This window comes from Serratia sp. PGPR-27 (assembly GCF_022678525.1).
GTDB lineage: Bacteria > Pseudomonadota > Gammaproteobacteria > Enterobacterales > Enterobacteriaceae > Serratia > Serratia nematodiphila.
Window position 1 is genome coordinate 19,032 of the sequence record NZ_JALBYS010000047.1, and the last position, 16,666, is coordinate 35,697.

The 16,666-nt window shown below is 61.0% G+C and carries 15 protein-coding genes and 1 pseudogene; 5 read left to right on the forward strand and 11 right to left on the reverse strand.

The window, feature by feature from the left end; genetic code table 11:
- The first annotated feature begins 113 nt into the window (after window positions 1-113).
- Entirely contained in the window at window positions 114-677 is a 564-nt protein-coding gene (locus MMS95_RS21055; RefSeq protein WP_033633165.1) for an XRE family transcriptional regulator, read from the forward strand.
- 194 nt (window positions 678-871) lie between these two features.
- Window positions 872-2,965, forward strand: coding sequence for a prolyl oligopeptidase family serine peptidase (locus tag MMS95_RS21060; protein WP_135638162.1), 2,094 nt, complete (start codon window positions 872-874; stop codon window positions 2,963-2,965).
- Window positions 2,966-3,040: 75 nt separating this feature from the next.
- On the opposite strand, the gene dtpA is transcribed toward MMS95_RS21060, so the two are convergent.
- The 5 genes from dtpA to rsxD form a co-directional block, all read right to left on the reverse strand.
- On the reverse strand, window positions 3,041-4,555 hold the full coding sequence (dtpA, locus tag MMS95_RS21065) for a dipeptide/tripeptide permease DtpA (protein WP_016927896.1): 1,515 nt from the start codon (window positions 4,553-4,555) through the stop codon (window positions 3,041-3,043).
- Between the two features lie 604 nt (window positions 4,556-5,159).
- On the reverse strand, window positions 5,160-5,801 hold the full coding sequence (nth, locus tag MMS95_RS21070) for an endonuclease III (protein ID WP_242142223.1): 642 nt from the start codon (window positions 5,799-5,801) through the stop codon (window positions 5,160-5,162).
- Window positions 5,801-6,499, reverse strand: a complete 699-nt coding sequence (locus MMS95_RS21075; RefSeq protein ID WP_004938409.1) for an electron transport complex subunit E — start codon at window positions 6,497-6,499, stop codon at window positions 5,801-5,803. Before MMS95_RS21075 ends, nth begins: the two co-directional genes overlap by 1 nt.
- Window positions 6,496-7,125: an electron transport complex subunit RsxG gene (gene rsxG / locus MMS95_RS21080; RefSeq protein ID WP_242142225.1), complete on the reverse strand. Its 630-nt coding sequence runs from the start codon at window positions 7,123-7,125 to the stop codon at window positions 6,496-6,498. The genes MMS95_RS21075 and rsxG overlap by 4 nt, the downstream gene beginning before the upstream one ends.
- A gap of 9 nt (window positions 7,126-7,134) precedes the next feature.
- Window positions 7,135-8,220, reverse strand: coding sequence for an electron transport complex subunit RsxD (gene rsxD / locus MMS95_RS21085; protein WP_242142227.1), 1,086 nt, complete (start codon window positions 8,218-8,220; stop codon window positions 7,135-7,137).
- A 365-nt stretch (window positions 8,221-8,585) separates the two neighbouring features.
- Here rsxD and MMS95_RS21090 point away from each other — a divergent pair, with 365 nt between their 5' ends.
- Window positions 8,586-9,479 (forward strand): helix-turn-helix domain-containing protein, encoded by an 894-nt coding sequence (locus MMS95_RS21090; RefSeq protein ID WP_004938420.1) that lies wholly within the window; start codon window positions 8,586-8,588, stop codon window positions 9,477-9,479.
- 33 nt (window positions 9,480-9,512) lie between these two features.
- Here MMS95_RS21090 and rsxC read toward each other — a convergent pair whose 3' ends face one another.
- From rsxC to MMS95_RS21110, 4 genes are all read right to left on the reverse strand, one after another.
- Window positions 9,513-11,600: an electron transport complex subunit RsxC gene (gene rsxC / locus MMS95_RS21095; protein WP_242142229.1), complete on the reverse strand. Its 2,088-nt coding sequence runs from the start codon at window positions 11,598-11,600 to the stop codon at window positions 9,513-9,515.
- Complete coding sequence (gene rsxB, locus MMS95_RS21100) at window positions 11,593-12,165, reverse strand: electron transport complex subunit RsxB (protein ID WP_004938428.1); 573 nt, start codon at window positions 12,163-12,165, stop codon at window positions 11,593-11,595. Before rsxB ends, rsxC begins: the two co-directional genes overlap by 8 nt.
- Window positions 12,165-12,746, reverse strand: coding sequence for an electron transport complex subunit RsxA (rsxA, locus tag MMS95_RS21105; RefSeq protein ID WP_004938443.1), 582 nt, complete (start codon window positions 12,744-12,746; stop codon window positions 12,165-12,167). Before rsxA ends, rsxB begins: the two co-directional genes overlap by 1 nt.
- 135 nt (window positions 12,747-12,881) lie before the next feature.
- Window positions 12,882-13,322 (reverse strand): DUF2569 domain-containing protein, encoded by a 441-nt coding sequence (locus MMS95_RS21110; protein ID WP_004938446.1) that lies wholly within the window; start codon window positions 13,320-13,322, stop codon window positions 12,882-12,884.
- Between the two features lie 224 nt (window positions 13,323-13,546).
- Here MMS95_RS21110 and MMS95_RS21115 point away from each other — a divergent pair, with 224 nt between their 5' ends.
- Together MMS95_RS21115 and MMS95_RS21120 are read left to right on the forward strand one after the other, a co-directional pair.
- Complete coding sequence (locus MMS95_RS21115; protein ID WP_076740265.1) at window positions 13,547-14,587, forward strand: oxidoreductase; 1,041 nt, start codon at window positions 13,547-13,549, stop codon at window positions 14,585-14,587.
- A gap of 72 nt (window positions 14,588-14,659) precedes the next feature.
- Window positions 14,660-15,664: a bile acid:sodium symporter family protein gene (locus MMS95_RS21120; protein ID WP_004938453.1), complete on the forward strand. Its 1,005-nt coding sequence runs from the start codon at window positions 14,660-14,662 to the stop codon at window positions 15,662-15,664.
- 11 nt (window positions 15,665-15,675) lie between these two features.
- Here MMS95_RS21120 and MMS95_RS21125 read toward each other — a convergent pair whose 3' ends face one another.
- Window positions 15,676-16,221 (reverse strand): AAA family ATPase, encoded by a 546-nt coding sequence (locus MMS95_RS21125; RefSeq protein WP_044031322.1) that lies wholly within the window; start codon window positions 16,219-16,221, stop codon window positions 15,676-15,678.
- A gap of 109 nt (window positions 16,222-16,330) precedes the next feature.
- Window positions 16,331-16,666, reverse strand: a pseudogene (locus MMS95_RS21130) (adenosine deaminase); the annotation flags it as partial.

Genomic DNA, 16,666 nt, shown 5'->3' on the forward strand with positions numbered 1-16,666 from the left:
GCAGCTCCAATCGGTGGTTGTGCGTTATAACGCACGGCAAGAAATCAGCATAGCACCGTGCGCTATAGCGCACAAGCGGGTATAATCGGGCACGACACGCAGAGGAGAACAGGATGCAGGAACTGGCCGGCCATTTGGCGCACACCCTTCGCACGCTGCGCGCACAGCGCGGCTGGAGCCTGACGCAGGCGGCGGAATTCACCGGCGTCAGCAAGGCGATGCTCGGGCAGATTGAACGCGGCGAGTCCAGCCCGACGGTGGCGACGCTGTGGAAGATCGCCACCGGTTTCAACGTGGCGTTTTCCGCCTTTCTTGAGGCCTCACCCGCCCAGCAGCAGGCGACGCTGCACCGCTATGGCGATCTGCCGGTGTACGATCAGGACAACGCCGACATGCGCGTGGTGCCGCTGTTTCCCTACGATCGCCAGCTGGGTTTCGATATGTTCGTCATCGATCTCGCGCCGGGTGCGTTCAGCGAATCGTCGCCGCATGAGCCGGGCGTGATCGAGCATGTGATCGTGATCAGCGGCCGGTTGGAATTGGCGATAGACGGCGCGTGGCACAGCCTGGCGGCCGGCGAGGCGATGCGCTTTCAGGCCGATCGGCCGCATGCCTACCGCAACGCCGGTTCACAAACGGTGCGTATCCACGATCTGATCCACTATCCTCAATCCTGACTCAACGCGGCGGCCGTGGGCTTTGACTCCGCGCCGCCAAACGCCTACCTTGTTGAAAATGACTCTTATTTCACAGGCTGTCGCCCATGACGGGGCGGCGTTGCAGCCGACTCAAAAGGAGCTTGATTTTGCCGGTCACCAATCGACGTCAGTTCATTAAACTCAGTGCGCAAACCGCAGGAGCCGTATTCGCGATGACTTCATTACCCAACAGTATCCGCCTGGCGATGGCGGCGGAGGGCGGCGCGGCCGCCGGCGATGAATTCCTGTGGCTGGAAGAGCTGCAGGGTAAAAAAGCGCTGCAATGGGTGCAGCAGGAAAATCAGCGCACCGTGGCACGTTTCGGTCAGGGCGAAGACTTTCAGCGCATTGAGCGCGAAGTCCTGGATATCCTCAATAAAGACACCCAGATCCCGTGGGTGAGCAAACGCGGCGAGTACTATTACAACTTCTGGCAGGATCAGGCCAACCCGCGAGGCCTGCTGCGGCGCACCACGCTGGACGAGTACCGCAAGGCCAAACCGGCCTGGGAGACGGTGCTGGATATCGATGCGTTGGGCAAAGCGGAGGGCAAGGATTGGGTTTATCAGGGCTCGCAACCGCTGGCGCCGGAATACCGTTATTGCCTGATGCAGCTGTCGCCGGACGGCGGTGACGCCACCGAAATCCGCGAATTCGATCTGGTTGCCAAACGTTTCGTCAAAGACGGTTTCAACGTGCCGGTGGCGAAAAGCCGGGTTTCCTGGGTCGATCGGGACACGCTGTTCATCGCCACCGATTTCGGCCCCGGCTCGATGACCCAGTCCGGCTACGCGCGCATCGCCAAACGCTGGCGGCGCGGTACGCCGCTGAGCGCCGCCGAAACGCTGTACGAAGCGCAGCCCGAAGACATGGCGGTCTTCGCCTATCACGACCGCACGCCGGGCTTTGAGCGCGATTTCGTCGGCCGCAGCCTGGACTTCTATCGCCGTGACTATTTCTTGCTGGCACAGGACGGCCGGCAGAAAAAAATCGATATCCCGGCCGACGCCGAGCTGGACACGCATCGGGAATGGCTGCTGATCAAACCGAGCAGCGACTGGGAAGTGGGCGGCAAGCGTTATCCGTCCGGCGCGCTGCTGGCGGCCAACTTCGATGACTATCTGGCGGGCAAGCGCGAGCTGCAGCTGCTGTTTACCCCGACCGCCGAGCAGGCGCTGAGCGGCTACAGCGGCACCCGCGATCATCTGATCCTCAGCATCATGGATAACGTGGTCAACCGGCTGGAGGTGCTGACGCCGCAGGGCGGCAGCTGGCAGCGTCGTCCGCTGGGCAACCCCGGCGCCATCAGCACCCTTTCCGCCGGCGGCATCGACGAAGAGAGCAACGCCTATTTCCTGACCGTCAGCGGGTTCCTGCAGCCGACCTCGCTGTACATGGGCAATCTCGACGGCGGTGAGGCGACGCTGTTGAAACAGGCGCCGCAGGACTTTGACGCCGCCGGCTATCAGGTCAGCCAGCATTTCGCGCGCTCCAAGGACGGCACCCGCGTGCCGTATTTCCAGATCGCCGCCAAAGATCTCAAGCTGGACGGCAGCACGCCGACGCTGCTGTATGGCTACGGCGGATTTGAAGTGCCGCTGTTGCCGGGCTATCTCGGCGGCAAGGCGCCGGCCTGGCTGGAGCGCGGCGGGGTGTACGTGGTGGCCAACATCCGCGGCGGCGGCGAATATGGCCCGGCCTGGCATCAGGCGGCGCTCAAGCAGAACCGCCATCGCGCCTATGAGGATTTCGCCGCCGTGGCCGAAGATCTCATCGCACGCAAGGTGACCTCGGCGCCGCATCTGGGGGCGCGCGGCGGCAGCAACGGCGGCCTGCTGGTGGGCAATATGCTGACGCTGTATCCGCAGCTGTTCGGCTGCATCGTCTGCGAAGTGCCGCTGCTGGACATGCAGCGCTATACCCAGCTTTCCGCCGGCGCGTCGTGGATCGCCGAATACGGCGATCCGAGCAAGCCGGAGGAGTGGGCCTACATCAAGACCTTCTCGCCATACCACAACATTCAGGCGCAGACGGCCTACCCGTCGGTGCTGTTCTATACCGCGACCAGCGACGATCGGGTCAACCCGGCCCATGCCCGCAAAATGGCGGCGCGCATGCAGGCTATGGGGTATCAGCAGGCCTATTTCTATGAAAATACCGAAGGCGGGCACAGCGCCGCCGCCGACAAGCAGCAGGCGGCGTTCCACAGCGCACTGGTAAGCGAATTCATGTGGGCCAACCTGAGCGGCAAACCCAAGTCAGCGTAAACCTTTTTCTTGCGGCATAAAAAAACACCGGGGCGTTAACCCCGGTGTTTTTATTTACGCTCAATCCGCCGGCGGTCAGCGAGCCGCAGTGGCTTCCTGCGCTTGCTGATTGGCGTCTTCGGTGGTGTCCAGCGTCATGCGGTACAGCTTCGGCGCGGTCAGCATCATCAGGATAGCGATGACGGCGGTGACAATGCCGATCTGCATAAACACATGGCTGTAGATGGCCAGCGAAGCGTGCGCGTCGTTGATGTCGCTTGGCACGGCGGTCAGACCGGCAACCTTACCGGCGATCAGCGCGGCGGCGGCGGTAGTCAGGAACCAGGAGCCCATGATGAAGCCCATCAGACGCTGTGGCACCAGCTGTGCCACCATCGCCAGACCCAGGCCGGAAATCATCAGCTCGCCGATGCTCTGCAGCGCGTAGCTCAGGATCAGCCAGTTGACCGACACGATGCCCTGTTCGTTGGCGAAGCTGGCGCCCCATGGCAGCACCAGGAAGGCGCAGGAGCAGAGGATCATGCCGAAAGCGAACTTGTGCGGCATCGGCAGGCGATCGCCCATTTTGTTATACAGCGCGGCCAGAATCGGGCTGGCGAGCATGATCCAGAACGGGTTCAGCGCCTGATACTGCTCCGGCTCGAAGGCGACGCCGAAGATGCTGTGTTCCACGTTATGGATGGCGAAGAAGTTCAGCGAGGTTGGCATCTGGCTGTACAGCACGAAGAACACCACCGCTTCCAGCATCAGCAGGAAGGCGACGATCATCTTGCGGCGTGCGGCGCCGTGCAGGGCGAAGGTTTCCTTGGCGAACACCAGAACGATACCGGCGGAAACGAGGGCCAACGCCCAGCGCGCGATCACCTGGTTGTGCAGCAGCCAGCTGGACACGGCGATCAACGCCACGATGCCGACCAGCACCATCAGCAGCTTCGGCAGATGCAGCGGCTTGAAGTCAGGTCTGGAGCCGTTTTCCTTCACCCACTTGTGGCACATCATAAAGTTGACCAGGGTGATCAGCATGCCGACCACGCTCAGGGAGAACGCCACGCTCCAGCCGTATTTCGCCGCCAGCCACGGGGTGGCCAGCATGGAGAAGAAGGAACCGATGTTCACCGACATGTAGTACATGGTGAAAGCGCCGTCGATGCGCGGGTCATCTTTCTCATAGCAGGTGGACAACAGGGAGGACGGATTAGCCTTGAACAGGCCGCTGCCCACGGCGATGGTCGCCATGCCCATGTAAACCCAGAAGATGTCGTGGCCGGAGTAGGCCACCATGGCGTAACCGGCGGCCAGCACCAGTGCGCCGAGCACGATCACGCGTTTGGCGCCCAGCACCTTGTCGCCCAGCCAGCCGCCGATGGCGACGAAGCCGTATACCAGGGCGCTGAAAGAAGAGAACAGGGTGATGGAATCGGCTTCGCTCATGCCGAGCATCTTGACCAGATAAACCGCCATGATGCCCTGCAGGCCGTAATAGCCGAAACGCTCCCACAGTTCGATCGAGAAGATCAGGTAGAACGCTTTCGGTTGTTTGAACGCGTTAAGGCTAACGCTCTCCGGGTGTTGGTTGTTTGCTGTTGACACTGGTACCTCTGTTTTTTCGCAGCCCGTCTTTGGAGGACGGGAAAGTACAAAAGTTGATGCGGAACGGCATCCTTTTGCGTTGTTATAGGATGGGGACGGCGGTTAATGTTCACTATCTTTGTCAACGTGGCAAGCAGTTTGTCATATTCGGTTACATTTAACGCTCGCAGGATTATGCTGCGATGTTGCAAATGTTATGCAGTATTAACTTTCGGGTTTTAATGGTTTGCCGATTTTTTGTTTTGATTAAAAGCTATACGGATTTTAAACAGGGATATATTCTGCTGAATTGCTATTTTTTAGCTCATCAGTGTATGAGTGGTTGTTAATCCATTGGAATGTTGTGCATATGCAGCATTTTGTAAAATTATAGAAATTTAGGAAAACGGGGCTGGCATTTGTGAACGCCTTGTGATCCTGAAAGCGTGACGTTCACCGCAATTTTTGACTAATTTTTCGCTTGAAAATAACGCGGCACTGAGTTTTTCACTGAAAACCGCGATAACGCCGTGGTTACTGCTGCGCGATATCACATTTCCGATAAAAAAGAGGCGCTGGCGGGGGGAGTGGCGGCGACGGGTGCGGTTTGCCGCACCCGTCAGACTCAGGATTCTGGATAAACCTTCTCTTTATACTCGCACAGATCTTCGATGATGCAGGAGCCGCAGCGCGGTTTGCGCGCGATGCAGGTGTAGCGCCCGTGCAGGATCAGCCAGTGGTGGCAATCGACCTTGAATTCGGCGGGCACCACCTTCAACAGCTTCTCTTCCACCTGATCGACGTTCTTGCCCGGCGCGAAGTGGGTGCGGTTGCACACCCGGAAGATGTGGGTGTCCACGGCGATGGTCGCCCAGCCGAAGGCGGTATTGAGCACCACGTTGGCGGTCTTGCGGCCGACGCCCGGCAGCGCTTCCAGCGCGGCGCGATCTTCCGGCACTTCGCCGCCGTGCAGCTCCAGCAGCATACGGCAGGTTTTGATCACGTTTTCGGCCTTGCTGTTGAACAGGCCGATGGTCTTGATGTACTCCTTGACGCCATCAACCCCCAGCGCCAGCATGGAGGCGGGGGTGTTGGCGACCGGGTAAAGTCTGGCGGTCGCCTTGTTGACGCTCACGTCGGTGGCCTGCGCAGACAGCAGCACGGCAATCAGCAGTTCAAACGGGGTGGTGTACACCAGCTCGGTGGTCGGGTGCGGGTTGTTGTCGCGCAGCCGGGTCAGAATTTCCAGTCGCTTCTGCTTGTTCATCAGGCCTTCTCAGCACGTCCTTGTTCCAGCAGCGGTTCCGCCGCCACGGCGCGGGCTTTGCGCGCCTTCATTTTTTCGTCGATCAGATATTTGACCGCCAGCAGCAGCCCCAGGCCGATAAAGGCGCCCGGCGGCAGCATCGCCAGCAGGAATGGGCTGTCGAAATGCACCACTTCGATGCGCAGCGACTTGGCCCAGCCGCCCAGCAGTTGGTCGGCGCCGTCGAACAGCGTACCGTTGCCCAACAGTTCGCGCATCGAGCCCAGCGTCACCATCACGCCGGTGGCGCCAAGGCCGATGGCCATGCCATCCAGCGCCGAGAGGCCGACCGGCTTCTTGGCGGCCACCGCTTCGGCGCGGCCGACCACGATGCAGTTGGTCACGATCAATGGAATAAAGATGCCGAGCGACTGATACAGGCCGAAGGCATAGGCGTTGATCAGCATCTGCACGATGCTCACCACCGCGGCGATGATCATCACGTAGATCGGAATACGCACTTCGCTCGGCACCCAGCGGCGCACCGCGGAGATGGAGGCGTTGGTCAGCGTCAGCACCAGCGTGGTGGCCAGCCCCAGGCCCAGCGCGTTGGTGACGGTGGAGGTCACCGCCAGCAACGGACACATGCCCAGCAACTGCACCAGGGCGGAGTTGTTTTTCCACAACCCCTGAACGATCAATTCTTTGGCTTCACTCATTCGGCGGCTCCACACGCAGGTAAGTTTTCAAGTTTAGGCGGCAGCGTTTCCATATACAACGCCGTGCGGCGCACCGCATTGACCACCGCCCGCGGGGTGATGGTGGCGCCGGTGAATTGGTCGAACATGCCGCCGTCTTTCTTCACCGCCCAGCGCTTATCGTCCGGGCCTTCGATTTTCTTGCCGCTGAAGAAGGAAATCCAGTCGGAAATGCGCAGTTCAATTTTGTCACCCAGCCCAGGCGTTTCGTGGTGTTCAATCACCCGGGTGCCGAGCACCGTGCCGTTGAAATCGGCGCCGACCAGCAGCTTGATGGCGCCGGAGTAGCCGTCCGGCGCGGTGGTTTCCAGCGCGGCGGCCGTCGGCTGCCCGTTTTTGCGCGCCAGGTACAAGCGATGCGGCGCGCCGTCGCCCAGCGCCGGATCGCTGACCAGCAGGCATTCGTTCTGCATGATGTTGTCGTAGTTTTCCGGCGGCACCACCTGATCGAGCAGCGCTTTTTGCTGCAGCGCCGCCTGATGGGCGATGGTGGTTTTCGTCAGGGCGTAAACCACGGCGGTCAGGCCGGTGGTGACCGCCGCAAACACCGCCAGCGTGGTGCCGTGCTTTCTCATGGAATTCAGCATGGCGGCTCCTTAGCGATGGCCGTACACGCGCGGTTGCGTGTAGTGGTCGATTAACGGGACGGTGATGTTGGCGAGCAGCACGGCGAAGGCCACGCCATCAGGGTAGCCGCCATAGACGCGGATCAGCCAGACCAGCACGCCGATCAGCGCGCCGTAGATTAAGCGGCCCTTCGGCGTGGTGGAGGCGCTGACCGGATCGGTGGCGATAAAGAACGCACCCAGCATGCTGGCGCCGGAGAACAGGTGGATCAGCGGCGAAGCCTGATGCGCCGGATCGATCCACCAGGCCAGACCGGAACAGAAGGCGATGGCGGCCAACATGCTGAAAGGGATTTGCCAATGAATCAGACGGCGCGCCAGCATAAACAGGCCGCCGGCCAGGAAACCGAGGTTGACCCACTGCCAGCCGATACCGGCCAGCGCGCCGCCGAACAGCGGCTGCTGCAACACCTGTTCCACGCTGTGGCCGCTGCGCAGGCCGGTTTTGAAGCCGTCGAGCGGGGTAGCCTGGCTGATGCCGTCCACGCCCATCTGCAGTTCGTGCAGCGTCGCGCCCTGTGCGGTATGGCCGCTGAAAATCGCCAGCAGCGTGTCGTGGAACGACAGCGCGGTGGCGCGCAGTTCATCCGGCGGCAGCCAGCTGGTCATCTGCACCGGGAAGGAGATCAGCAGCACTACGTAACCGACCATCGCCGGGTTGAACGGGTTCTGCCCGAGGCCGCCATACAGCTGTTTGGCGATAACGATGGCGAAGAAGGTGCCGATGACGATCATCCACCACGGCGCCAGCGGCGGCAGGCTGATGCCGAGCAGCAGCGCGGTCAGCAGGGCGGAGTTATCCGCCAGCCGGCTGCGCACCGGCAGCTTGCGCAGCCTGAGGATCGCGCCTTCTGCGGCCAGCGCGACGATCGCCGCCAGCGTCACCTGAATCAGCACGCCGTAGCCGAAAAACCAAATCTGCGCCGCAATGCCGGGAATGCACGCCAACATGACCCACAGCATAATGCGGCTGGTGCTTTGCTGGTTGTGGGTGAAAGGCGAGCTGGCGATGTGTAAGCCTTTGGCGGCTGTGGGTGATACCGGCCTGAACTTCATAGAGTAACGATACCTTCTGCGCCGCGCCTGCGGCAGTTTCGATGCGCCATACTGCGGGCGCGGCAAAAATGATAGCCGAGCATTCTACCTGATTCGATGCGAGGGTAATACGCCTTAATGATAAGGGTATTCGGCTTTCCGCACATCTGGCGATCGGGGTGGCGCGATTTGATTTTTTTTTGGCCGGGAAATGGGCTAACGTGAGGAATTGTCAGTGGAACTTGTGCCGTCATCGACCGCGGGAAATGGGGTAAATGTCTGAATGAGATATCATTTTTCTCCAGATTTCCGCACAAAATAACAACTTTCACATAATCCGTGTAGGTTACTATCGCGAACATTATTGAGTCAGTGAATCCATAATAATGACAAATGAAGACATTTTTTTTATTGAAGAGCTAATTGAGTGGGTGGAGATACATCTGGAGAAACGGCCAAACCTGGATGAAGTCGCGCGTATTTCGGGCTATTCCAAGTGGCATCTGCAACGTAAATTCAAGCGTATTACCGGCATTCAACTCGCCACCTATATCCGTTCGCGCATCCTGACGCGCGCCGCGGTGGCGTTGCGCATTACTCGTCGCTCCATCATCGATATCTCCGATGAGCTGGGCTTCGACTCTCAGCAGACCTTTACCCGCATGTTCAAGCAGCGCTTCGGCACTACCCCCAATCGCTACCGCTCGATGGAGCACTGGGACGTGAAAAACCTGATGCCGCGCTTTAACTTCGAAGCCAGCTACGGCGCCGGTTATTACCCGGAAGTGAAGCGGCTGACGCTGCCCGACATGCAGCTGGTCGGCTTCACGCGCCGGCTGGATTTCGCCTCCGAACAGGAGCTGGAGTACTCTTCCTGCATGGCGATGAAGGATGAGATTTTCAACGACTTCTTCAAGGGGCTGCACGTCGACTGTCGGCGGATTTACAGCATCTACTCCCCTCATGCCGGGGAGGGCGACGAGCTCTCATCCACGCTGGTGATGGCGGTTGATCCTGAACACAGAAAGGATATTCTTTCCAACCATCAGATAGACACCTTCCATTTGCCGAGCCGCGAGTTTATCTCTATCAACCATAAGGGGTCGGCGAAAGAGTGTTTGCAGTTTTTCGGCTACCTGATGTCGCATGTGATGCCGGGGTTGAAGGATAAAGTGCGTGGCAGTATGGAAATGGAGATCATTCAAACCAAAGAGTGGAATCCTGAATCCAAACTGCGTCAGATTGAAGTGGATTACACCTACCTGATTTCTATCGATTAAATGGCGCCTGGCGTCAGCCAGGCGCCGCTATCATTATTTGTCTTCCGTTTCCGCCGCCAGCGATTCTCTGGCGGCTTTTTTGGCCTTGGCGCGGGCGATAGCCGCCGCGACCGCCGCCTTGCGCGGATCTTCTTCGGCGGCAGCCGGCGCCGGTTCCGTCGATGCAGGGGCATCCGCCTGCTGCGCCGCTTTCTTGGCCTTGGCGCGGGCGATAGCCGCCGCGACCGCCGCCTTGCGCGGATCTTCTTCGGCTGCAGCCGGCGCCGGTTCCGTCGATGCAGGGTCATCCGCCTGCTGCGCCGCTTTCTTGGCTTTTACGCGCGCCAGTGCCGCCGCGACCGCCGCTTTACGCGGATCGTCCTCTGTTGCCGCCGGGGCGGAGCTGTCTGCTGCCGGCGCCTCTTTGCGCGCTTTCACGCGGGCCAGCGCCGCGGCCACGGCGGCTTTACGCGCATCGTCGCCGGCGGTCGCCGGTGGCGCTTCCGTTTCCACCTCGGCAGCCAGCTGGGCACGACGTTCGCGCGCCTGCGCTTTACGTGCTTCGCGGGCAGCGATCATCTCGCTGTTATCCGGCTGCTGGCCGTTGACCGGCGTAACCGCCGCTTCGGCATTCTTGCTGCGCACGCGCGCCAGCGCGGCCTGCACTGCGCCCTGATCGTCGTCGGTCAGTTTGACGGCGGCCTTTTTATGTCGCTCTTCACGCGCCAGTTTTTCACGCTCCAGACGCGCCAGCTTGGCCTCGTAACGCGCCTTGGCCTCGGCGGTGCGCGCCGCTTCCAGATCGATAGCCTTGATTTCGGCCTTTTCCTGCCGGTAGTACTGTACCAGCGGGATATTGCTGGGGCAGACGAACGCGCAGGCACCGCATTCGATGCAGTCGAACAGGTTATGGTTGCGCGCCTTGTCGTGCTCCTGCCCGCGGCTGAACCAATACAGCTGTTGCGGCAGCAGCCCGGCAGGGCAAGCGTCTACGCACAGGCCGCAGCGGATGCAGGACTGCTCCGGTTCCTGCGGCGTCATTTCATCCACCGTCGGTGCCAGAATGCAGTTGCTGATCTTGACGATCGGCACGTTCAGCGCGGGCAGGGTGAAGCCCATCAGCGGGCCGCCCATGACCACCATCTGCTGCGCCTGCGGGCGGAAACCGACGAAGTCGAGCAGGTGCTGCACCGGCGTGCCGATGCGAGCCCACAGATTGCCGGGGCGCTCGATCGCCTCGCCGGTCAGGGTCACTACGCGCTCAATCAGCGGTTCGCCGTCGACGATCGCTCGCTTGATGGCGAAGGCGGTGCCGACGTTTTGCATCAATACGCCGATAGCGGAGGAGTGCTTACCGTGCGGCACTTCCTTGCCGGTCAAAATTTTGGTCAGCTGCTTGGCGCCGCCGGATGGGTATTTGGTCGGGATGACGCGCAGCGCAATGCCGGGCTGGCCGCGCAACGCCTGTTTCAGCGCCGCGATTGCCTCCGGTTTATTGTCTTCGATGCCGATCAACGTGAGCTTGGGTTGCAGAATGTGTTGCAGGATCTGCGTGCCTTCAATGATCTGAGCGGCATGTTCCTGCATCAGACGGTCGTCGGCGGTAATGTAAGGCTCGCACTCGGCGGCGTTGAGGATCAGCGTTTCCACGCCGCTCATGCCGCCTTGCAGTTTGCTGGCGGTCGGAAAACCTGCGCCGCCCAGGCCGGCGATGCCGGCCTGATGAATACGTTGAATCAGTTCCGCGGCGGGCGATTGGCGATAGTCCGCCACCGGATCGCGCTCGCACCAGCGGTCTTCCCCGTCTGCCTCGATAATCACGCACAGCTCCGTCAGCCCGGACGGGTGCGCGGTGATGTGCGGCGTAATGGCGCTGACGGTGCCCGAGGTCGGGGCGTGCACCGGCACGGTGCGGCCGCGGCCGACGGTCAGCGGCTGGCCTTTCAACACCCGATCGCCGGCGCTGACGCACAGCTCGCCTTCCGGCCCCAGATGCTGTTGCAGCGGAATGATAAAGGTCTTGGGCAGGGGCGCGACACGCAGCGGCGCACCGCTGGACTGCGTTTTCATTTCCGGTGGATGGATCCCGCCGTCGAAATCCCAGATCCGGTCTTTTTTAAAGGCGGCGAACAGATTAAGCATGTTGCTCCACGTGGATCACTTGCACCGGGATCGTCTTCATGTCCCACTTCCAGTTGGCGGTGGTGGTAGCGACCGGTCTCATTTCAATACAGTCGGTAGGGCAAGGGGCGACGCACAGATCGCAGCCGGTACAGAGGTCGGTGATGACGGTGTGCATGGCGCGGGTGGCGCCGACGATGGCGTCCACCGGGCAGGCCTGAATGCACTTGGTGCAGCCGATGCAGTTGGCCTCGTCGATATAGGCCACTTTACGCTCCGGCTCGGCGGCGGCTTCGCTGCCCAGCGGCTGCGGTTCTACGTTGAGCAGCTCCGCCAGTTTCAGCATCACCTGTTCGCCGCCCGGCGCGCATTTGTTGATCATCTCGCCGTTGGCCACCGCCTCGGCATAGGGGCGACAGCCGGGGTAGCCGCACTGGCCGCACTGGCTCTGCGGCAGGATCGCATCGACCTGCTCGGCGACCGGATCCTCTTCCACCTCAAAACGGCGCGCGGCGTAGCCCAGCACCAGTCCGAACAGCAGCCCGAGCGCGCTTAGAGCCGCGATAGCTATCCACAACGCAGTCATTAGAATTTCACCAGCCCGGTAAAGCCCATAAAGGCCAGCGACATCAGCCCGGCGGTGATCAGCGCGATCGAGGAGCCGCGGAACGGCGCCGGCACGTCGGCCACCGCCAGACGTTCGCGAATGGCGGCGAACAGCACCATCACCAGCGAGAAACCGGCGGCGGCGCTAAAGCCGTAAACGGCGGACTGCAGGAAGTTGTAGCCGAGGTTGACGTTAAGCAACGCCACGCCAAGCACCGCGCAGTTGGTGGTGATCAGCGGCAGGAAGATGCCCAGCAGGCGGTAGAGCGCCGGGCTGGTTTTGCGCACTACCATCTCGGTGAACTGCACGACGACGGCGATCACCAGAATGAAGGAGAGCGTGCGCAGGTACACCAGATCCAGCGGAACCAGAATAAAGGTGTTGATCACCCAGGCGCTGACGGAGGCCAGCGTCATGACGAAGGTGGTGGCCATTCCCATGCCGATGGCGCTTTCCAGCTTCTTGGAAACGCCGAGGAACGGGCACAGGCCAAGAAACTTCACCAGAACGAAGTTGTTCACCAGTACGGTGCCGACAAACAGGAGCAGGTATTCGGTCATTGCGATGCCTAAAAAAATAAAAGCCGCCTATTATCGGGAATCGGCGGCCGGACGACAACATATGAATCGCAGGGGTATTGCCTTTTTTGGCGAAAATTTACACAAAACACCCGATAAAACGTGCTGCAACCGCCTTTAACGTTCGGTAAAGGTGCCTTTAACCCGCTGCGAGCGCTTGATGTAAGGCACCAGCAGCGCCGCCATCAGCAGCGGCCAGCCGAGGCTGCGCACCGCCACTTCATCCGGCACCGGCGCGAAGGCGAAAGCTTTCACCGCCAGGATCACCGTGATCAGCAGCCATAACAAGAACAGTTTAGGGAAGCGCTGCGACCGCTGGCAGAACAGAAACACCAGCCACAGGGTAAAGCCCCACATCAAGAGCGTGGTCAGCACCGAAAAGTACCATTGCAGGGTAAACGCCTGGGCGTTGGTCAACAGATAGTCGCGCGACTCGGGCATGAAGATCGCCATGGCGTACAGGAGCAGCATCAGGCTGGCGCTGAGCAGGGTAACGATCAGATAGGCCAGCGGGGCCAGCAACCAACCGCCGATACGAGAGTATTCAGCTTGAGACATAAAACGGCTTCCTGATTGAATCGGGGATCACAGGCGGCATAGCTTAGCGGGTAATATAGGCTTCGTCATCTCTATCAAGCGGATAGCTCGGCATCGCGGCGCCGGGCCGCACGTTTGGCTACTCCGGCCTCGCTTCGAATTAACATCTCATTTACTTCTTGTTCCATCCGGCCGCATGGTGTCAAATCGAAAGGGTCTGTCGTGAGCCTGCAAGAGGAAATCCCATGGCTGAAAAAATTCGTGTCGGGCTGGTCGGTTACGGCTACGCCGGTAAAACCTTTCATGCGCCGCTAATCGCCGGTACGCCGGGGCTGGAACTGGCCGCCGTTTCCAGCAGCGATGCCGGCAAAGTGCACGCCGACTGGCCGTCGATGACGGTCGTGGGGGATGCGCAGGCGCTGTTCGCCGATCCGGCCCTCGATCTGATCGTCATTCCTACCCCCAACGATACCCATTTCCCGCTGGCGCAACAGGCGCTGGCCGCCGGCAAGCACGTGGTGGTGGATAAACCGTTTACCGTGACGCTGTCACAAGCACAGGCGCTGCAACAGCAGGCGCAGCAGAGCGGTTTACTGCTGTCGGTGTTCCACAACCGTCGCTGGGACAGCGATTTCCTTACCCTTAAGGCGCTGCTGAACGACGGTTCGCTGGGCGAGGTGGTGTACTTCGAATCGCACTTCGATCGCTACCGGCCGCAGGTGCGCCAGCGCTGGCGCGAACAGGGCGGCGTCGGCAGCGGCATCTGGTTCGATTTGGGGCCGCATCTGCTCGATCAGGCGCTGCAACTCTTCGGCAAGCCCGACCGACTGTTTGTCGATCTGGGTGAGCTGCGGCCGGGGGCGCAGGCGGTGGACTATTTTCACGCGCTGCTGAGCTATGGCGATCGCCGCGTGGTGCTGCACGCCAGCATGCTGGCGGCGGCGGAGAGCCCGCGCTACGTCGTGCACGGCACCCGCGGCAGCTATGTCAAATACGGCCTCGATACGCAGGAGGACCGGCTGAAGGCCGGCGAGCGCTTGCCGCAGGCCGATTGGGGCTATGACATGCGCGATGGCGTGGTGACGCTGTCACGTGACGATCTGCTGGCGGAGCAACCGCTGCTCAACATTCCCGGCAATTATCCGGCTTATTACGCGGCGGTGCGCGACGCTATCGCCGGCATCGCTGAAAACCCGGTGCCGGCCGCCGACGCCATCGCGGTGATGGCATTGATTGAACTGGGGCTGGAATCGGCCCGGCTGCAGCAGGCGCTGCCGGTGGTTTAATACCGCCCATTTCTCTGTGCCCGGCGCAACGTCGGGCCTTTTTACGACTTTACGTGCAAGGAAATTCGTTTCATGTCCTGGTTGCAGCGTTTGCGCATTGATAAATTTTTGCTGGTTCTGATTTTGGTGGTGATCGTCGCCTCGCTGTTCCCCTGCGAAGGCATCTGGAAAACCTTCTTTGAACACCTGACCACCGCCGCCATCGCGCTGCTGTTCTTTATGCACGGCGCCAAGCTGTCGCGCGAGGCGATCGTCGCCGGCATGAGCCACTGGAAGCTGCATCTGCTGGTGTTCCTCAGCACCTTTGCGCTGTTCCCGCTGCTCGGGCTGGCGATGAACCTGCTGGTGCCGGGCATCATGACGCCGACGGTCTATCTCGGCTTCCTCTATCTGTGCGCGCTGCCGGCCACGGTGCAGTCGGCCATCGCTTTTACCTCGGCGGCGGGCGGCAACGTGGCGGCGGCGATCTGCAGCGCCTCAGCGTCCAGCATTCTTGGCGTGTTCCTGTCGCCGCTGCTGGTGGGGGCGTTGATGCATACCCAGGGCGGCAATACCGACGTGCTGCACGCCATTGGCTCAATCATTCTGCAACTGATGGTGCCGTTCGTGATCGGCCATCTGGCGCGGCCGCTGATCGGCAAGTGGATCGACCGCCATCGCAAACTGATTAACCTGACCGACCGTTCGTCGATCCTGCTGGTGGTGTATACCGCGTTCAGTGCGGCGGTGGTGGAAGGGATTTGGCACCGTATCGACGGCTGGTCGCTGCTGACTATCCTGGTGATGTCGCTGGTGCTGCTGACGGTGGTGCTGGTGATCAACACCTACGCGGCGCGCTGGCTGGGCTTCAACACCGCCGATGAAATCACCATCGTCTTCTGCGGTTCGAAAAAGAGCCTGGCGAACGGCATCCCGATGGCCAACGTGCTGTTCCCGGCCGCGGCGGTGGGCGCCATGGTGCTGCCGCTGATGATTTTCCACCAGGTGCAACTGATGGTGTGCGCGGTGCTGGCGCAGCGCTATGCGCGTAAAACCGCCAAACAGCGGGCCGAGGCGGAGGCGCTGGCGGCCAAATAGGTAGCAGGCCGCTAGCGGCGGCCCAGCGCGTCGAGCAGAAAGTCGGCGCGCTCATCGGGTGAGGCGCGCGGCAGCTCTTGCAGCCGATAGCCATAACGGCGATAGATGGCCACCATCGCCCGATAGGTTTGCTCGGCTTCGGCGAAAGACTGTTTTCTCTCGCTGTCCTGCGCATAAATCGCTCGCCACGGCGGGGCGATGAACACCGTATCGGCATAGCGAAAGGCGTCGATCGCCGCTGTTAAGGGGGCGGGGATCGATAATCCGCACAGCGTCAGGTAACCGGCGATATCCGGCAGGCCGCGATCGAAGAACCAGCATGTTGCGCCCGTCGCTTCGCGCCATGAACGCAGTTCCCAATCGAGCATCCGCTCGGCGAAAGCCTGGCGATCGCCCCACGGCAGCGCATTGCCGCCAATACTCACCTGATCCTGAATAATCGCCCGGCCCGCCTCCTGCGAATGCGGGTAACCGCGGCGATGAAGAACGTCGATGAGCGTGCTTTTGCCCGAACCCGGGCCGCCGGTCAGCACGATACGGCGTAGTTTGTCAGACATACGGATCTCCTCTCTTGCAACAGAGTGATGGGGTGAAAACAGCGATAAAGATGAGCAGGCGGAAGAAGACGGGGGATGAGAAGAAGGCGCCGTTTGGCGCCTGGGGAGATTAGCCCTGAACTTTGGCGCGTAGCGCCTGTTTTTCCTGCTCGCTGAGGAAGGCCAGCTTCAGGCCGTTTTCCTGCGCGGTGCGGATTTCTTCCGGCGTCAGCCCGGCCTGCGGCGCGGCGACGCGGTATTCATGCTCGATCTCGATGCCCTGAACCGCCGGATCGTCGGTGTTGATCGACGCCAGCACGCCGTGGCGCAGGAAGGTGGCCAGCGGATGCTGCGCCAGCGACGGCACGGTGCTGGTTTGGATGTTGGAGGTCAGGCAGGACTCGATGCCGATGCCGTGTTCCGCCAGGAAGTCCATCAGCGCCGGATCTTCGACCGCTTTCACCCC

Coding starts and splice junctions, on each gene's coding strand:
- MMS95_RS21125 (WP_044031322.1), bottom strand. CDS start 16,221: ATGTCTGACAAACTACGCCGTATCGTGCTGACCGGCGGCCCGGGTTCG.
- rsxB (WP_004938428.1), bottom strand. CDS start 12,165: ATGACTGCGTTGTGGATAGCTATCGCGGCTCTAAGCGCGCTCGGGCTG.
- rsxD (WP_242142227.1), bottom strand. CDS start 8,220: ATGAAGTTCAGGCCGGTATCACCCACAGCCGCCAAAGGCTTACACATC.
- MMS95_RS21110 (WP_004938446.1), bottom strand. CDS start 13,322: ATGTCTCAAGCTGAATACTCTCGTATCGGCGGTTGGTTGCTGGCCCCG.
- MMS95_RS21090 (WP_004938420.1), top strand. CDS start 8,586: ATGACAAATGAAGACATTTTTTTTATTGAAGAGCTAATTGAGTGGGTG.
- MMS95_RS21115 (WP_076740265.1), top strand. CDS start 13,547: ATGGCTGAAAAAATTCGTGTCGGGCTGGTCGGTTACGGCTACGCCGGT.
- nth (WP_242142223.1), bottom strand. CDS start 5,801: ATGAACAAGCAGAAGCGACTGGAAATTCTGACCCGGCTGCGCGACAAC.
- MMS95_RS21055 (WP_033633165.1), top strand. CDS start 114: ATGCAGGAACTGGCCGGCCATTTGGCGCACACCCTTCGCACGCTGCGC.
- rsxC (WP_242142229.1), bottom strand. CDS start 11,600: ATGCTTAATCTGTTCGCCGCCTTTAAAAAAGACCGGATCTGGGATTTC.
- MMS95_RS21075 (WP_004938409.1), bottom strand. CDS start 6,499: ATGAGTGAAGCCAAAGAATTGATCGTTCAGGGGTTGTGGAAAAACAAC.
- rsxA (WP_004938443.1), bottom strand. CDS start 12,746: ATGACCGAATACCTGCTCCTGTTTGTCGGCACCGTACTGGTGAACAAC.
- MMS95_RS21120 (WP_004938453.1), top strand. CDS start 14,660: ATGTCCTGGTTGCAGCGTTTGCGCATTGATAAATTTTTGCTGGTTCTG.
- MMS95_RS21060 (WP_135638162.1), top strand. CDS start 872: ATGACTTCATTACCCAACAGTATCCGCCTGGCGATGGCGGCGGAGGGC.
- rsxG (WP_242142225.1), bottom strand. CDS start 7,125: ATGCTGAATTCCATGAGAAAGCACGGCACCACGCTGGCGGTGTTTGCG.